Origin of the sequence: Bradyrhizobium sp. B097, from assembly GCF_038957035.1 — a bacterium.
Classification (GTDB): domain Bacteria; phylum Pseudomonadota; class Alphaproteobacteria; order Rhizobiales; family Xanthobacteraceae; genus Bradyrhizobium.
The window spans coordinates 8,964,123-8,980,150 of sequence record NZ_CP152412.1 but is presented as its reverse complement, the minus strand read 5'-3'; the positions used below and the strand labels follow the sequence as shown (position 1 = coordinate 8,980,150).

The window sequence follows — 16,028 nt, the reverse complement described above, 5'->3', positions numbered from 1 at the left end:
TCATCTATGGCAATGCGGCGCGTATCAATCGATCTGAACCAAGGAGGCACCAATGAATTCCGAGACGATCAAACGCGAAGTGAAGATCTGCATGTTCGATCAGTACGGCACGGTCGTCGACATGCAGGGCGGCCTGACCAGGATCGCGGCGCCGTTCCTCGCGAAGAAGGGCTGGAAAGGCGATCCGAATTCCTTCGTCACATGGTGGCGCCGCACGCATTTCGAGAATTCGATGATCGATGCGCTGCTGCACCGCGAGCACACGCCCTATCGCGAGATCGGGCATCGCGCGGTGTCGCACGTGATGGACCGCGCCAAGATCGACTACACGATGGATGATGTGCGTTATCTCGTCGGCGAGATCGAGAAGCTGGTGCCGTTTCCGGAAGTGCCGGAAGCGCTCGCGCGGTTGCAAGCCAAGTACAAACTGGTGGTGCTCTCGAACGGCGATCCGGACATGCTCGAGACCGCGAAGCAGTATCACAAGGTCCCGTTCGATCGCGTGATCTCGGTGGCCGAGGCCAATTCGTTCAAGCCGCATGTCGCTACCTATACGAAAGCGGCCGAGATCATGGGCGTGAAGCCCGATCAGGTGCTGTTCGTCGCCAATCATGCCTTCGACTGCATCGGCGCCAAGTCCGCCGGCATGCGGACGGCCTTCATCGACCGGCGCAGCCGCCCGTTCGGCATCACGCCGCACCAGCCCGATATCCTGGTGCCGTCGATGAAGGACCTCGCCGATGCGATCGTCTGATCGCGAGCCGCTGTCGGGCGTCAAGGTTCTCGATCTCTGTCGGGTGGTCTCCGGTCCGTTTGCCACGATGCAGCTCGGCGATCTCGGCGCCGACATCGTCAAGATCGAGGATCCGCGGCAGGGCGACGAAAGCCGGCGCTACGGGCCGCCCTTCATCGGCGGCGAGAGCGCGTATTTCCTGTCGGTGAACCGCAACAAGCGCAGTTGCGCCATCGATCTGAAGTCGCCGGCGGGGCGCGACGCGGCGCTTGATCTTGCATCCGCGGCCGACGTCGTGATCGAGAATTTTCGCCCGGGCACGCTCGACAAATGGGGGCTCGGCTTCGACGCGTTGCGGGCCCGCAAGTCCGACATCATCCTGTGCAGCATCTCGGGGTTCGGCCGCACCGGTGCGGATGCATTGCGCCCCGGCTACGATTTGATCCTGCAGGGCGAATCCGGCGTGATGGACATCACCGGCGATCCGATTGGGCCACCGACCAAGGTCGGCACCTCGATCGCCGATCTCGTCACCGGTCTTTACGCGTCGCATTCGGTGCTCGCCGCCCTGATGCGGAAGAGCCGGACGGGCGAGGGCGGCCGGGTCGACGTCTCCATGCTCGACGCCATGGCATCGCTGCTGACGTTCAACGCCGGCATGTATTTCGCCACGGGAGAGAGCCCGAGGCGCCGGGGCAACGTCCATCCGACCATCAGCCCGTACGAACCGTTCGAGGCGAGTGACGGCTGGATCAATGTCGGGGTCGCGAACGACAAGTTCTGGGCGGCGTTTTGCGACGTCATCGGCCGGCCGAACCTGCGCGATGATGCGCGTTTCGAAACTGCCCCGAAGCGCGCGGCGAGCCGGAACGAGCTCGTCGCGATCCTCGCCCCCATCTTCGCCCGCAGGAGCCGCGCCGACTGGCTGCAGGCGCTCGCCGTGGCCGGTATTCCGTGCGGCGCGATCAAGTCGGTCGGCGAAGTCTGCGAGACGCCGCAACTCACGCAGCGCGGCATGGTCCAGACCGTCAGCCATCCCGCCGCGGGGGAAGTGAGGTTCATCGCGAGGCCAACGCGGTTCGGTGACGAGCCGCCGGCACCTTCCACGCCGCCGCCGATGCTCGGCGAACACACGCGCGAGGTGCTTGCGGAATGGTGCGGCTGGACCGACGATCGGCTGGAGAGATTCGCGGTCGAAGGCGCGTTCGGAGACTTTGGACGGAGCTTCGTGCGATCGCCGAGGTGAATATCGTGATCAAGCGAGTGTCGTCATGAGAGATATCGCCGAGCAGATGATGCGTCGCGCCGTCGCGGACCAGCGGCAGGAATTCGGGTCGTTCTTCCTGTCGCGCTTCTTCGGCCTCGAGATCGCCTACCAAAGCGAGGCGTGCATCGTCTCCTTCGACGTCGAGAGGCCGCTGTTCAACCCGCAAGGCACGCTGCATGGCGGAGTTCTCGCGACCGCGCTCGACATCTCGATGGGGCATCTCGTCAACCTCGTCGCGGGTGCCGGCACCACGCTCGAGATGAAGGTGCAGTATCTCGCCGCGGTCCGCGAAGGGCGCGTGACCTGTCACGCGACCTTCCTGAAGCGCGGCCGGAAGACCTTCTTCGTGCAGTCCCAGGCCTCCACGGCAGCAGGCGAGCCGATCGCGCATGCCACATCGACCTGGCAACTGCTGAGCCGAAGCTGAGAAGCGCGGCCGGTTCGCGTCGGGTCGTTGTCGCGCTGCCGAGGCCCCGTTCCTTCGTACGAAACGGCCACGGGCATTGCCAGGATCATGATCCGGTTTCATACTCCGAACGCCGGAAGCGCATCTCCACGGCGCGGCCGGCGCGAGGATGCGAGAGGCGATACCTCAAAAGCGGGAAAACGGCGATGCGGTTTCATCTCGCATTTGCCTTTGTATCGATGGCGGCGCTGCTCGTTGATCCGACTGCCGCCACGTCGCAGGACATGTTGCGCAGCGTCGACCTCGACAGTCCTGAGATGACGACGTCGGAGATGACGCGCGCCGAGGTTGACGCGCTCCTCAAGGCCGTGCCTCAAGGGGACCGTCGCACTGTGGAATTGGAAGGAAAGCGGCTGTCGCACCTCGATCTCTCGGGCCTCGACTTCTCCGGCGGCAACCTTCATCTCGTCAAGCTCAACCGAACCAATCTGAAAGCCGCGCGCTTCGATCGGGCCGTGCTGAACCAGGCTTGGCTCATCGACGCAGATCTGACGGGGGCGTCCCTCGTCAAGGCATCGCTGCTCGGCACGCAGATGCAGCGCGCCAAGCTTGACGGCGCCGATTTGAGCGGCGCTCGCATCACCGCCGATCTATCCGGTGCCAGCCTGATCGGGGCCAAGCTCGCGGGCGCGGATCTGAGCGCCGATATGCGCAACCAATCGATGGGCCTGATGCGTGGCGTGCTCAAATCCGCCGATCTCCGGAATGCGGATCTGAGCGGCGCCAATCTTGCGCGCGCTGATCTCGAATTCGCGCAGTTGCAGAACGCCAATTTGGCGAACTGCAACCTCAGCAAGGCTGACCTTGCGGGAGCCGACCTATCTGGCGCCAATCTCGCCGGCGCCGATTTCACCGAGACCGACCTCGCCTCGGCCCTCTTGCCGAGCGCGGCCGCGCTGGCAGAGGCCCGCAATCTGGACAAGGCCCGGAACTTGAACCTGGCGCGGCGTCCAGATTAGAGCGTTTTCGAGCGAAGTGGATACCGGTTCGCGTCAAGAAAACGCGTCAAAACAAAAATCTAGAGCCAACGGCTCTAGCGATCGAATTGCGGTGTCCTGCACCAGGACATATATTTTGCCTTGAGAACCGCGCAGCCGCTCATCGTGCGGTGGGCAGGGACCACGGTGGATGGTTGCATGTCGCACCGGAGGTGACGCCATGACCATTTCTCCCACACTGCACAAATATCTCGCAGCGGAAAACATCGCGTACGACGAAATCCCCCATGTGCTGACGATGTCGTCAGCCCTGACCGCCCAGGCATGTCACGTCCCGGGTGATCGCCTGGCCAAGGCCATCGTGTTGCGCCGCAATGGCGGCTACCTGCTCGCCGTGTTGCCGGCATCGCATCACCTCAGGCTGGCGGATCTGAGGGCGAGCTTCGGCGATGATATTGCGATGGCCGCTGAAAGCGAGATCGATAGGCTGTTCGCGGACTGTGCGCATGGGGCGGTTCCCGCTGCCGGCATCTGTTATGGGCTCGACGTTATCGTTGATGACAGCATCCAGATGCAGCCCGAGATCTATATCGAAGCCGGCGATCATGAGACGTTGCTCCATCTCGGTCGTGCGCAATTCGCGCGCTTGACCGCCGGTTCCCTGCACGGCCGCTTCAGTACGCACGACTGAGGGCATGATGGCCGGACCACCTGTCGCTGCGCCTTGACCAAGGCGCAGCACGCATGCGGTCACGCCCGATCTGCTGTATAGTTGCAAGCGAGGGGGCTGCTGCCTTGCAAGGGAGGTCCTCCATGAAGGTCAAGGATGTGATGCACAAGGGCGTCGATTGGGTCAGCCCCGATACCCCGATCACTGAAATCGCGAAATTGATGCAGGGGCACGACGTCGGCTGCATTCCGGTCGGGCAGGACGATCGCCTGATCGGGATGGTGACGGATCGCGACCTCGTCTGCAAAGGTCTTGCGAGCAAGGACTTCAACTCTACGCGCACGACAGCGCGCGATGTGATGACCGAAGGCATCCACTGCTGCCGGGAAGACGACGATCTGGCGAAAGCAGTGCAGCACATGGAGACGCTGAAGATCCGCAGGCTGCCTGTCATCAACAAGAGCAAACGGATGGTCGGCATGGTCAGCCTGGGGGATATAGGCCACTTTGCCGGTGCCGATCTGATGTCCCAATACATGAAGAGCGTGTCGGCTCATCATTGAGGCGAGGCCGGTCTGCCGGAAACCGGCAGATCGGCCGGCACCATGGCCGGACATCGGAGCGGACAGAAGTAGGGGGTACTACCCCATCGGAGCGCCAACGGCTGCTTATTCGATAGATACAATCATGCCTCGCGCCGCAGCATGAGCAGCCCTTCGCTTTCTGCAAACTCGCAGCGAGGATCAGAAAAGACCCGGACTCAAATCCAGGCCGTAAGCGAGCGAGAGAACGAACAGCAGGATTCCGGTTCCACAGAAAAACAGAATATGTTTGAGCACATCGACTCCGATGATCGAGAGGAGTGCGCCGGATATCGCGCTTGCGATTGCAGTCATGTCAGCCTCTCGATCGCAGCTGCCTATTGATGGTTGACGCCGTCTTCGCCTGTTCCAGTCAGTCGCCCGAAGCTGCCATGTTCACAGGGAGGCTTTCATGCTCAGGCGCCGCACACGCCATCAGGACGCCGCCAATCATGCTCGCGCAGGTGCGGGGTCTTCTTTGGTCGAAAGACATGCGGTTGCGACCGTAGTTGCACGATGCTGGTCAATGCGACCACCCTGCTTGATGGCCGTTTCGAAGTTAGAATTCGATCAGTCGCCTCCGAAAAGGAGAGGTGCGACGGAAGGGGCGGAGCGCAAAACCGTCTTGGCTCTCGGAGCAGCGAAGGAAGACAGCGCTACATCGACCCCGGTCAGGACCATGGCCAGGATAGTGACGACCGCCAGGAGGTGATGCACGGCATAACGGCTTTCCCAGTGAAATCGCTCTGCGTCGAATGCCGACCGGCGTCTCGCCGCAACATGATTTGACCCTCCAGTCGTCGTCACGAGCGCTAGCTCGCCGTCATCGCTGCGTTAATAGTGATCGCAAAGTCGCCAATCTGTGTAAGATGTATACTTTGAGGCCGCTGCTGCTCAACATTTGGAAGCCGAATGATAGAACCCGCATCGTGCCCAAAATTTACGCTTTCGCTTTTGGGGCGCTTCGTGCTGACTGGTCCAAACGGTGTCGTCAGCTTGCCGAACAAGAAGCTCTCGGGATTGCTCGCCTATCTGGCTTGCACGGCGCCCGAGCCGCAGCCGCGCGAGAAGCTCTCGACTTTGCTGTGGGGTTCTCACTTCGACGCGCAAGCGAAGCAGAACCTGCGACAGGCACTCTTCAAGCTACGCCAGATTCTGGGCCATGAAGCTCTTGAGGGCCATGGCGAGCTCGTATCGCTGAATGCCACGGTGATCCTGTGCGATGTCGGCCGGTTTGAGGCCTTGGTCCGGGATGGTGGCCGTGAGGCCTTGAGTGCGGCAGCGGATCTCTACCGGGGGCGCCTCATCGATGACGTTAATGTCGGCGAAGAAGGCTGGAGCGATTGGCTGGCTGTCGAACGCGAGCGATTTCAGGAGCTGGCTCTGAGCGCGATGGCCGGGCTTGGTGAAAGAGAGCTGGCTGCCGGTCGCGCCGACCAGGCTTTGAAGGCCGGCCAGCGCGCCAACGCCCTCAACAACATGCGCGAGGATGCGCATCGGCTGATCATGCAAGCCCTGTCGGCTACCGGGCGCAAAGCTGAAGCGCTCAAATACTATCAGGACGTCGTTGCGCTTCTGAAGCGAGAGCTCAACACGGAGCCGGATGCGGCAACCAAGGCGCTCGTCGCTGAACTGCGCAGAGCGCAGACACTGATTGAATCGGCAGCTGTCAGCGAGATCGAGATATCGTTTCCACCCGCGCCGGCTCCGATGATGGCCGTGGATCAGCCATCCATCGTGGTTCTGCCGTTTCGGAACATGAGCGACGATCCGGAGCAGGATTACTTCGCTGACGGTGTTACCGAGGACATCATCACCGCTTTGTCGCGCTTCCGCGGATTCGTGGTCATCGCACGCGGGTCGAGTTTCGCCTTCAAGGACAAGGGGCTGACCAGCCGGCAGATCGCGCGACAACTCGGTGTTCAATACGTCCTCAGCGGCAACATCCGCAAAGCAGGCAATCGCATTCGTGTGTCGGCCGAATTGACCCATGCCTACGATGAGGTTCAAGTCTGGTCGGAGCGCTACGATCGCTCTATCGTCGATGTCTTCGATCTACAGGACGACATCAGCGCCAGCGTCGCCGCGGTGGTCGACCCCGCCGTACGGGACGCCGAGATCAAACATGCGCGCCGCAAGCCACCAGCCAATCTTTCAGCTTACGACATATACCTGCGAGCTCTTCCGCACCTATGGGGTGGAACGCGTGACGACATCATGATGGCGATTGCATTGCTGCGGCAATCCCTCACCCTTGATCAAATGCGCACAACTACGCTTGCAGCGCTCGCCTGGGGCCTCGTCATGGCTTCACCCCTTGGAGCGACGGCGTTGCCGGAAACGCTCGTCGAGGCGCTCAGTCTTGCGCGCCGCGCGGTCGAACAGGACGGCACGGATGCTTTTGCCCACGCAGTCTACGGCTTCACGCTGTTCGGTCCTGTCGGCGACAACGAGCAGGGGCGCATCCACTGCCTGGAAGCCGTGCGCCTCAATCCAAGCTCCGCCTTTGCCTGGGGCATTCTGGGCATGATCGACAGCATGGGCGGGGACTACCAAAATGCCGTCGCATGCCTCCAACGATCAATCGTCCTCAGCCCCTACGACAACATGCTCCATTTCTGGATGACAGGTTTGGCCGCGTCATGCTTTGCGCTCGGGCGCCACGAGGAAGGCATTTCCTGGGCGCGCAACTCGGTCCAGCAAAATCCAAGCAACGGCACAGGTCATCGCATGCTGGCAGCAAACCTGGCGGCAGTCGGCCGTCTGCAGGAGGCTTGCGACGTCACTCGCGAACGTGACGCCGTGCAGAAGACGACAATCGGCGAGCTTCGTGCCGTGCGCTTCTTCAAGCAGGACGAGGCCCTCGAGCGCTACTTGACGGTGCAGCGCATGGTTGGCGTTGCCGACTAGCCATCAGACGCCGACCGCGGCCAGCAGCGTGCGAATGCTCATGAAGATCAGGATGAGCGAGCCCACCGTCCACAGGGTCGCCCGGATCTCGTGAATCTGGCCGGTGAGATAAGCAATGAAGTGTAGAAGGCGCGAGATCACGTAGCCGTAGAGCAGCCACTGGGCTAATCTCAGCGATGGCTGGGTCAGGATATAGAGCAAGCCCGCGACCAGAAAGTACGGAAGACTTTCGAGGTCGTTCATCTGGACTCGGCGGACCCGCTCGACGCGCTCATTCGGCAGGAGTTGCGCCGGATCTGGCGCGGGGTTCATGGGCGTCTTCTTGATATCCTCCGGCGAACGGTAGCCGCCGTTAACTCCGATCATGCGGAATACGGTCAGCCACGACATAGCCACAGCCTTGAGGATCGTCAGGCTGGCAGCGATGACGTAGGTAGCGAATAGAGGATCGTTCAGATTGAACTTGTCCAATGCCTTGCCCCCATAGGTCGCGGACCGCATCTATGACCTAGCGCGTTTCCCAGCCAAATGCAGGGGCCGTTCGCGCAGGACCGTGCTTCCCGTGCGAGTGCTGATCGAAGGATGCCGGCTTGGGTCATCAGTTTTGCGGGAGGAAACGGCTGAAGGAAGGTAGCCTGAGACAAAGCTTGACAATGAGAGGGAATGCGAGGACCGGGATGACGCACGCAGCGACGTAGCCCTCCGCGAGAGATGGTAGACCGAAGCTGGCCGCTGCCCACACGAGAGTGACGTTACGGCTTCCGCTCACGAGGCCTATTGTTCCGGCGATCTGCAGTGTCATTCGGCCTGCAATATTGACCCCCTAAGCCGGGGGATCGGCGTCCAAAATTGACCCCCTGTAGGTTGGTCTGTTGCGCTGCCTGCTTTGGAATGAAGCAGGTGGTCGGGGATGCTGGTCGTGGAGACGATTGCGCGGATTCGGCGCGAGCACTTCATCAAGGGCAAGACGATCAAGGAGATCGCCCGCGACCTGAAGGTGTCGCGGAACACGGTCCGGAAGGTGCTGAGGTCCGGAGAGACCTCCTTCGAGTACGAGCGGCAGGTGCAGCCGCGGCCAAAGCTGGGGCGGTGGGCATCGGAGCTCGATAGGCTGCTGGCGGCGAACGCGACCAAACCGGCTCGTGAACAGCTGACGCTGATCCGGATCTTCGAAGAGCTGCGCGGGGGCGGCTACGACGGCGGTTACGATGCCGTGCGGCGTTACGCCAGGCGGTGGAGCAAAGAACGCGGGCAATCGACCGCGGCCGCTTATGTCCCGCTGTGCTTTGCCCCCGGCGAAGCCTACCAGTTCGACTGGAGCCACGAGGTGGTCTTGCTGAGCGGCACCACGGTGATGGTGAAGGCCGCCCATGTCCGGCTCTGTCACAGCCGCATGCTGTTCGTGCGGGCCTATCCGCGGGAGACGCAGGAGATGGTGTTCGACGCCCACGACCGGGCGTTCGCCCTGTTCAAAGGCACCTGCACCCGCGGCATCTACGACAACATGAAGACCGCCGTAGAGACGATCTTCGTCGGTAAAGGGCGTCTCTACAATCGCCGCTTCCTGCAGATGTGCAGCCACTATCTGGTCGATCCGGTCGCCTGCACGCCAGCGTCGGGCTGGGAGAAGGGCCAGGTCGAGAACCAGGTCGGGCTAGTCAGGGAACGCTTCTTCACGCCGCGGCTGCGGTTCAAAAACCTCGACGAGTTAAACGCCTGGCTGCTCGACAAATGCATCGCCTACGCCAAGGCTCATCGCCATCCGGAACTGGTCGATCAGACGATCTGGGAAGTGTTCGAAGCCGAACGCCCCAAACTCGTTCCTTATGCCGGCCGCTTCGACGGCTTCCATGCGGTGACGGCATCGGTCTCCAAGACCTGCCTGGTGCGCTTCGACAATAACAAATACTCGGTCGCAGCCAGCGCAGTCGGACGACCGGTCGAGGTTCAAGCCTATGCCGATCGCATTGTGATCCGTCAGGATGGACGCATCGTTGCCGAGCACCCGCGATCCTTTGGCCGCGGCGATACCGTCTACGACCCCTGGCATTATGTGCCGGTGCTCGCCCGCAAACCCGGCGCCTTGCGCAACGGTGCTCCCTTCAAAGACTGGGTGCTGCCGGCCGCGATCGAGCGGATCCGGCGCAAGCTTGCCAGCACCGACGATGGCAATCGGCAGATGGTCGACATCCTCAACGCGGTGCTGACTGACGGTCTGCCCGCGGTGGAAGCAGCCTGTGCCGAAGCGCTCAGTCACAGCGTCCATTCCGCCGATGTCGTGCTCAATATCCTGGCCCGTCAACGTGAACCCGCCCCACCGGCCAACATCATGACGCCGGCCGCACTGACGCTCCGTCATGCGCCGATCGCCGATTGTGCCCGCTACGACAACCTCCGGAGGACCATCTAATGGAACGAACCCAAATCTTCGACCTCATGGGCGAACTCAAGCTCTACGGCATGAAGGCTGCCTTCGACGAGATCATGGCAACTGCCGTCAAACGCCAGCACGAACCTCAGCGCATTGTCGGCGACCTGCTCAACGCCGAGATCAACGAGAAGCAAGCCAGGTCGATCAAATACCAGCTCACCATTGCCAAGCTGCCGCTTGCCAAGGACATTGCCGACTTCCAGTTCGACGGCACGCCGATCAATCAGACTCTCGTCAATGATCTCGCTGGCGGCGGCTTCATCGCCCAACAACGCAACGTCGTGCTGGTTGGCGGCACCGGCACAGGCAAGACCCACCTGGCCATTGCCATCGCCAGAAGCTGCATCCGATCCGGAGCTCGCGGCCGCTTCTTCAACGTAGTCGACCTCGTCAATCGCCTCGAGACCGAGACCCGCAACGGACGGCAAGGACGGCTCGCCGAGCATCTGACCCGGATGGACTTCATCGTGCTGGATGAACTCGGCTATTTGCCCTTCGCCCAGTCCGGTGGCCAGCTTCTCTTCCACCTCGTCAGCCGGCTCTATGAGCGCGCCTCTGTCATCGTGACCACCAATCTCGCCTTCGGCGAATGGCCGAGCGTGTTCGGCGACGCCAAAATGACCACCGCGCTGCTCGACCGGTTGACCCATCACTGCGACATTGTCGAGACCGGCAACGACAGCTGGCGGTTCAAGAGCCGAGACGACGATCACGCCACCCGCGCTCGTCTCGCCTCCGCTATCCCGGCCAGCTCCGACGAGACGAGCGCTACCAGCAAAGCCCGCCGCGCAAAGGGGTCAAAATTGGACGCCGATGAGGGGTCAAATTTGAACGCCGATTGACAATCTGCAGCCCTGGTCTCGCGAATGTTAGAGTGCGAAGCAGTCGCAATCGCAATCATTGGAATTGCATCGGTCCGAGATCGGTAACTACCTCGTAAGGACTCTTGCGGCCCGCTATGTGCGGCCGCACGATGCGCGTGACACCCATTGAAGCCTGTCGAAGTCGTCGCCGGCGTCAGCCAGGCGCTACAGAAGCGCTATGGAAAAATGCACGCAATGGGAGCGTTAGATCGTCCGATCAACCGCCATTGAAAAAGACGAATGTGGAAATGCTGCACCCGGAGATTTTTGATCTTAGGGTGTATCTCGGAGGCATCGATACTCAGGCTCTTGGTCGAGCCCACGTCCGCCGCCGCAATCGGATTGCGATCTTGGACTATCGGTGCATCAGTAGCAAAGGTTCCCAGAAAAACCGCGACGCTTCGGCTCGCGCTTCGTGCAGGCCGATGCCGATATCGCGGAGAAAATCGGGCTTGTCTCTGATATCCGCGCGCAACTCTGCCCTGAAACAGGCTCGCTGCCGCCACATGGCAGGCAGGCTGAAGATCGCACCGAGGCGCAGATGATCGTCGCCCGATTCAAGCTGTGCATAAGCGCGCATGATGGTACTCCGATTTTGCGACCGGGATGTCCCGGCACGTCGCTGTGTGACGCCACTTGAAGCTTGTCGTCGTCGTCGGTGGCGTCAGTCAGGCGTTACGGAAGCGTTACTTTTGCTCGGAGGTGCTTCGAATGTGCCCAGGAAGGCCTTCATCTTGCAGATCCCGCGTGCGCCAAAGGACGGCGCGCCGTCCCGAGGTTGGGTCTTTCGCTGCAGAAGGGGGCTTCGAGCCGGCCGGACCAAATGGCGGTGTCGATTTGCCGAGCAAGGAGCTTGCGGGCTTGTTGGCCTATCGCGAAATTACATGACAGTGCACTAAACCGGCCGATGAGTGTACACCAAGGTTGCGCTCTATTCCTGCCCAGAAGCCATCCACGACCGCCAACGCGCGCGGCAATATGGATTGCTTCCGCCTTCGCTCATTGAGCGTCGGTGGACGAGTCGCTTCGCTCGCACGACGAACGACCGTTTTCGGATGCGACCGGTTGATCCGATGGGTAAATCGGCAAGAACCCGTCCACTTGCCGGTCCACCGCCACTACTCCCGGAAGAAGAACGCCTCAGTCAATGCTGACGTGATGCGTGGGAGGTTCGTCCGAGTTCGCAGCTTTATTCTGGATGGTAGCCAAATGGCGCGCCCCGGCCGATGAAGATGGGCACTATTGCCTCGCCGTGGCGCTATGATGCAACGGCCGGTGAAGCGAGCCGGCCGGATAACCTGCGACGGACTGCGATCTTGCGCTACGCCTCATGGCGGCTGTCTTCCCGATTTTCGCGGGTGGTCCGGTCATCCTTCGATGGCGGCCATTTTCGATTAATCCCGGGAACGGCGCGATGGGCCAGATCCGGACATATGAACCAAGCATGTGGTACGATTTGTTAGCCGAGTGAATGGCGGGGAAAATGGACATCGCCAAGAAGATCATCACAAAGCTCCCGCTGGAGGAGCTATGGAACGAAAAGGGCACTCTGAACGCACGACGCGTCTCGTCGCGCCTGAATGCGGCTGACGTAATAGAAATGCTAAAGGCAGGGGCGACCTTCGTCGTCGCTGACGTGGGGAGACCGCCTTACTGGATAGATCCAGCCCATCGCTTCGAGTTCTGGAAAACTGAGGTGAAGCCCCGACTTGCAGATTTCGGTCAGGCTTTCCTTGACCAATACCCAGGCGGGTATTGCTATTTCGCCTCAAAGTGGCATCTCGCTGATGAGCTTGCACTGATAGTCGTTGAACGACACCACTGATCGGCAAGCGTGGCGCCGATCATGGCCGTCCAGCGGACGGGTGGAACCGTGTCAGAAACTCAGCAATCTCGCTATCACTCGCCTGCCAACGTGGCCCACGCTCGCTTCTCAATAGGGAGAGGCCGAGGAGTTCTAACGGGCAATCGGCCATAAGCTGGAGCGTTCCTTTCTTCGCGATCCAGCGCTCCTCGCCGTCCTTATCGATACGATCAACGGAATATCCAAGTTCGATCAGTGCGAGATACGCTGGGACTTCCGTATTGCCTGCGGCCGCAACGCTTTCTTGCGCCATCTCATTCCCCGTGCCGTCCAGATAGTGTTTGAGTATCGCCTCGTGCATCGCGATCGACCTTGCCTGCTGTCCGCGATGACCGCAATTGCACAAGGGCGCACGTTAGCCCGCGATGCGCATCGGGTGCTTTGGGTTGCGGCGTATGAATTCATCAACGTCCCGCAATCGTTCTGGCAATGGTTCAGCGTCGGGGTGGCTCCGATAGCTCCAGAAGCGGAAACCTGCTGACCAGAGGGCTTGCACCTTCTGCCATTGTTCGGCGTCGGACTGCTTCGGAGCTTTGAACGACCGACCCATCTCATGGAGACAAGAGCCGCACTGCGGACAAGTCGCGCCCGTGTCCGCCCGCACCTTCCACGATTTCCGACACTCGAAACAGGCATGGGCTATGAGGTAATCGCCTCCGCGCACCGCTTGAGGCGGACGTGGGTCGGCGCGCGTGCCTGTGGAGCGCCGCAAATCCATCCGTCGAGCTTTTTCCCAGCCGCCTACCATCCGGGGAGAATGACAGCGGACCCCAATGTCTGCAATGGGGCCATTCGCGTCGATATTGCCAAGTCCGCCTTCTCGACCGCTATCGACAATACCCGACTTTACCGACCGAGAGCTGGGCGCGGATCTCGACCGATTAGGACGGCAAGATAAAAGCGACGATGTCGCTCCGTGCCGTTGGGGGTCGTAAGCCTTTGCCTGCACATTGTTTTGGATGGCACTGCAGCGGCACCGCATGAAGTGGCCTGGTGCCGCTCGAACCGAAAAAGCATTCAAAATCAACGTTCCGAGCGCCATCGTTCGTAGCATGGCGTTTTGTTGCGCGCGCTCGGCGGGATGTCCGGCCAAGATCGCATGGGAGGCCGCTGCCGGACCAACAGAGCGCCGTCAAGGCTCGCGCTGCGCGCGACCGGCTCCGCCGGCTTGCGGCCTTGACTGCGCTCCGCTGGCCCGGCTCTTTTGCTTCCATGCGTTCATGGCCTGCTCTGCGCGATCGCGCTCATGCTGCAAAGAAAGTGCAAGTTCGCAGGGCTGCAGCGTGACTTGGCGTAGACATCGGCCGTTCTGTGGATCGGTCCGGCTTGCCACAGTGGCGCCATGGCTCCCCCTCACAAATCGCAGCTACGGCGTCCGCCGGACAGCGCCCCACTTGACGACCTCTACGACTATGCGCGTGCGCCCGCGCGTCCTGGTCGACGACGGGCCAAGCGCGCTTCGGTGACATGGGCGGTGACGGACGACTGGCCGAAGGACGTGCCGGTGACCGAAACGGAGATTGATGTCTTCGAAGCTTGGTTTGGCGACCTGTTCGACGAGTTGTTTGGAAAGAACTGAGGGGACATCACCATGGCTGCAACGGTTCGGGTGGCTCTCTATCTGCGGGTCTCGACGGGACGGCAAGCCGCTAGCGATCTCTCCATCCCGGATCAGCGCCGCCAGACGAAGGGCTATTGCGCATCGCGTGGGTGGGAGATCGTCGCCGACTATGTCGAGCCGGGCGCGTCTGCGACCGACGATCGGCGGCCGGAGTTCCAGCGCATGATCGACGCGGCGACGGCCAGGGCGCCGGCGTTCGACGTGATCCTCGTGCACAGCTTCAGCCGGTTCTTCCGCGACCAGTTCCAGCTTGAGTTTTACGTCCGCCGGCTGGCCAAGAACGGTGTCCGTCTGGTGTCGATCACCCAGGAGCTCGGCGACGATCCGATGAGCAACATGATCCGCCAGATCATGGCGCTGTTCGACGAATATCAGTCCAAGGAGAACGCCAAGCATACGCTGCGGGCGATGAAGGAGAACGCCCGGCAAGGCTTCTGGAATGGCGCGCTGCCGCCGATCGGCTACCGCATCGTGGATGCCGCCGAGCAGCGCGGCCACCGCACCAAGAAGACGCTGGAGATCGATCCCATCCAGGCCGAGACCGTGCGGCTGATCTATCGCTTCGCGCGCGAAGGAAACGGCTCCTCCGGGTCGATGGGTGTCAAATCGATTGCCAAGCATCTGAACGAATCCGGCATCCGAACCCGGGACGGCGGACGCTGGGGGGTCGATGCCGTGCACAAGGTGCTGACGCGAACGACGTATATCGGCCGCCACCGCTTCAACACCAAACATTGGAAGACCCGCGAGCGCAAACCGGAGGCCGAGGTGATCGAAATGGCCGTGCCGCCGATTATTGACGTTGCCGAGTTCGAGACCGTGCAGACGCTGCTGAAGACGCGCTGCCCGGCTCTCACCGCGCCGCGCATCGTCAGTGGACCGACCCTCCTTACCGGCATCTGCTTTTGCGCCACCTGCGGCGGCGCGATGACACTGAGGACCGGGAAGAGCGGGAGATACAGGTACTACACCTGCTCGACCAAGGCCCGGCAGGGCGAGACCGGATGCAAGGGCCGCACTGTTCCGATGGAAAAACTGGACAGCGTGGTGGCCGAGCACATCGAGGAGCGCCTTTTGCAGCCCAAACGTCTCGAGGAAGTCCTGTCGGCCGTCCTGCATCGCCGGAAGGTGCGCGCCGAGCGCCGAACGACGCATATCGCCGAATTGCGCAAGCGTGGGGCCGAAGCAGAAGCCAAACTCAAGCGGCTGTACGACGCCATCGAAAACGGGATCGCCGACGTCTCAGACCCGATGCTCAACGAGCGTGTGACCGAGCTGAAGGCGATCCGCGACCAGGCCCGCGCCGACGCGGAGCGGGCCGAGGGCGCGCTGGATCGGGCTGAGCCGAGCATCACACCCCAGGCGCTGAAAACCTTCGCCAGCCTGGCCCGCGGGCGCATGCGGACCGAATCGGGCGGCTATCGCCGCGATCACCTGCGCGCGCTGGCCCAGCGCATTGAGGTGGACGCGAAAGAAGTTCGCATCATGGGATCGAAAAGCGTGCTCTTGCGCACTCTCGTCGCCGCATCCGGCGCAAAATCGGCAGGATTTGGAGTGCCCAGTTTTGTACCGAAGTGGCGCACCCGACACGATTCGAACGTGTGACCTTTGCCTTCGGAGGGCAACGCTCTATCCAGCTGAGCTACGGGTGCGTACCGGCCACCATTTAGCTGATTGGCTCCGG

14 protein-coding genes, 1 tRNA gene and 1 pseudogene are annotated in these 16,028 nt (G+C 61.6%); 11 read left to right on the top strand and 5 right to left on the bottom strand.

Annotated features, from left to right (window positions below):
• Positions 1–52 precede the first annotated feature (52 nt).
• The 6 genes from AAFG07_RS41320 to AAFG07_RS41295 all read left to right on the top strand — a co-directional run bounded on the left by AAFG07_RS41320 (position 53) and on the right by AAFG07_RS41295 (position 4,637).
• The gene (locus tag AAFG07_RS41320; RefSeq protein ID WP_342725271.1) at positions 53–754 is read left to right on the top strand and encodes a haloacid dehalogenase type II; all 702 of its coding nucleotides are present in this window, start codon (positions 53–55) and stop codon (positions 752–754) included.
• Positions 741–1,979, top strand: coding sequence for a CoA transferase (locus tag AAFG07_RS41315; RefSeq protein WP_342725270.1), 1,239 nt, complete (start codon positions 741–743; stop codon positions 1,977–1,979). Before AAFG07_RS41320 ends, AAFG07_RS41315 begins: the two co-directional genes overlap by 14 nt.
• Before the next feature lie 25 nt (positions 1,980–2,004).
• Positions 2,005–2,427 carry a PaaI family thioesterase gene (locus AAFG07_RS41310; protein ID WP_342725269.1) on the top strand — a complete coding sequence of 141 codons (423 nt, stop codon included), beginning with the start codon at positions 2,005–2,007 and terminating at the stop codon, positions 2,425–2,427.
• A gap of 185 nt (positions 2,428–2,612) precedes the next feature.
• The gene (locus AAFG07_RS41305) at positions 2,613–3,425 is read left to right on the top strand and encodes a pentapeptide repeat-containing protein (protein ID WP_342725268.1); all 813 of its coding nucleotides are present in this window, start codon (positions 2,613–2,615) and stop codon (positions 3,423–3,425) included.
• A gap of 199 nt (positions 3,426–3,624) precedes the next feature.
• A complete protein-coding gene (locus AAFG07_RS41300) occupies positions 3,625–4,095 on the top strand; it encodes a YbaK/EbsC family protein (protein WP_342725267.1) in 471 nt (156 codons plus the stop codon).
• A gap of 122 nt (positions 4,096–4,217) precedes the next feature.
• Positions 4,218–4,637, top strand: coding sequence for a CBS domain-containing protein (locus AAFG07_RS41295; RefSeq protein ID WP_342725266.1), 420 nt, complete (start codon positions 4,218–4,220; stop codon positions 4,635–4,637).
• Between the two features lie 180 nt (positions 4,638–4,817).
• Here the strand turns inward: AAFG07_RS41295 and AAFG07_RS41290 are convergent, their stop codons facing one another.
• Complete coding sequence (locus AAFG07_RS41290; RefSeq protein ID WP_342725265.1) at positions 4,818–4,970, bottom strand: hypothetical protein; 153 nt, start codon at positions 4,968–4,970, stop codon at positions 4,818–4,820.
• A gap of 597 nt (positions 4,971–5,567) precedes the next feature.
• On the opposite strand from AAFG07_RS41290, the gene AAFG07_RS41285 reads away from it, so the two are divergent.
• Positions 5,568–7,565: a BTAD domain-containing putative transcriptional regulator gene (locus AAFG07_RS41285; protein WP_342725264.1), complete on the top strand. Its 1,998-nt coding sequence runs from the start codon at positions 5,568–5,570 to the stop codon at positions 7,563–7,565.
• A 3-nt stretch (positions 7,566–7,568) separates the two neighbouring features.
• Here the strand turns inward: AAFG07_RS41285 and AAFG07_RS41280 are convergent, their stop codons facing one another.
• On the bottom strand, positions 7,569–8,036 hold the full coding sequence (locus AAFG07_RS41280) for an MAPEG family protein (protein ID WP_342725263.1): 468 nt from the start codon (positions 8,034–8,036) through the stop codon (positions 7,569–7,571).
• Between the two features lie 439 nt (positions 8,037–8,475).
• On the opposite strand from AAFG07_RS41280, the pseudogene istA reads away from it, so the two are divergent.
• Positions 8,476–9,966: pseudogene (gene istA, locus AAFG07_RS41275) on the top strand (IS21 family transposase); the annotation flags it as partial.
• 8 nt (positions 9,967–9,974) lie between these two features.
• Positions 9,975–10,838 (top strand): IS21-like element helper ATPase IstB, encoded by an 864-nt coding sequence (istB, locus tag AAFG07_RS41270; RefSeq protein WP_176539598.1) that lies wholly within the window; start codon positions 9,975–9,977, stop codon positions 10,836–10,838.
• 376 nt (positions 10,839–11,214) lie between these two features.
• Here the strand turns inward: istB and AAFG07_RS41265 are convergent, their stop codons facing one another.
• Entirely contained in the window at positions 11,215–11,439 is a 225-nt protein-coding gene (locus tag AAFG07_RS41265; protein ID WP_342725262.1) for a hypothetical protein, read from the bottom strand.
• 903 nt (positions 11,440–12,342) lie between these two features.
• On the opposite strand from AAFG07_RS41265, the gene AAFG07_RS41260 reads away from it, so the two are divergent.
• A complete protein-coding gene (locus tag AAFG07_RS41260; RefSeq protein WP_342725261.1) occupies positions 12,343–12,684 on the top strand; it encodes a hypothetical protein in 342 nt (113 codons plus the stop codon).
• A 19-nt stretch (positions 12,685–12,703) separates the two neighbouring features.
• Here AAFG07_RS41260 and AAFG07_RS41255 read toward each other — a convergent pair whose 3' ends face one another.
• Entirely contained in the window at positions 12,704–13,024 is a 321-nt protein-coding gene (locus tag AAFG07_RS41255; RefSeq protein ID WP_342725260.1) for a hypothetical protein, read from the bottom strand.
• A gap of 1,290 nt (positions 13,025–14,314) precedes the next feature.
• On the opposite strand from AAFG07_RS41255, the gene AAFG07_RS41250 reads away from it, so the two are divergent.
• Entirely contained in the window at positions 14,315–15,949 is a 1,635-nt protein-coding gene (locus tag AAFG07_RS41250; protein ID WP_342725259.1) for a recombinase family protein, read from the top strand.
• Here the strand turns inward: AAFG07_RS41250 and AAFG07_RS41245 are convergent.
• Positions 15,920–15,996, bottom strand: a tRNA-Arg gene (locus AAFG07_RS41245). The two genes, AAFG07_RS41250 and AAFG07_RS41245, sit on opposite strands and share 30 nt — an antisense overlap.
• Positions 15,997–16,028 lie beyond the last annotated feature (32 nt).

What these genes read in the sequence shown, in the direction of transcription:
- AAFG07_RS41320 (WP_342725271.1), top strand. Translation starts at nt 53, where the DNA reads ATGAATTCCGAGACGATCAAACGCGAAGTGAAGATCTGCATGTTCGAT.
- AAFG07_RS41315 (WP_342725270.1), top strand. Translation starts at nt 741, where the DNA reads ATGCGATCGTCTGATCGCGAGCCGCTGTCGGGCGTCAAGGTTCTCGAT.
- AAFG07_RS41310 (WP_342725269.1), top strand. Translation starts at nt 2,005, where the DNA reads ATGAGAGATATCGCCGAGCAGATGATGCGTCGCGCCGTCGCGGACCAG.
- AAFG07_RS41305 (WP_342725268.1), top strand. Translation starts at nt 2,613, where the DNA reads ATGCGGTTTCATCTCGCATTTGCCTTTGTATCGATGGCGGCGCTGCTC.
- AAFG07_RS41300 (WP_342725267.1), top strand. Translation starts at nt 3,625, where the DNA reads ATGACCATTTCTCCCACACTGCACAAATATCTCGCAGCGGAAAACATC.
- AAFG07_RS41295 (WP_342725266.1), top strand. Translation starts at nt 4,218, where the DNA reads ATGAAGGTCAAGGATGTGATGCACAAGGGCGTCGATTGGGTCAGCCCC.
- AAFG07_RS41290 (WP_342725265.1), bottom strand. Translation starts at nt 4,970, where the DNA reads ATGACTGCAATCGCAAGCGCGATATCCGGCGCACTCCTCTCGATCATC.
- AAFG07_RS41285 (WP_342725264.1), top strand. Translation starts at nt 5,568, where the DNA reads ATGATAGAACCCGCATCGTGCCCAAAATTTACGCTTTCGCTTTTGGGG.
- istB (WP_176539598.1), top strand. Translation starts at nt 9,975, where the DNA reads ATGGAACGAACCCAAATCTTCGACCTCATGGGCGAACTCAAGCTCTAC.
- AAFG07_RS41265 (WP_342725262.1), bottom strand. Translation starts at nt 11,439, where the DNA reads ATGCGCGCTTATGCACAGCTTGAATCGGGCGACGATCATCTGCGCCTC.
- AAFG07_RS41260 (WP_342725261.1), top strand. Translation starts at nt 12,343, where the DNA reads ATGGACATCGCCAAGAAGATCATCACAAAGCTCCCGCTGGAGGAGCTA.
- AAFG07_RS41255 (WP_342725260.1), bottom strand. Translation starts at nt 13,024, where the DNA reads ATGCACGAGGCGATACTCAAACACTATCTGGACGGCACGGGGAATGAG.
- AAFG07_RS41250 (WP_342725259.1), top strand. Translation starts at nt 14,315, where the DNA reads ATGGCTGCAACGGTTCGGGTGGCTCTCTATCTGCGGGTCTCGACGGGA.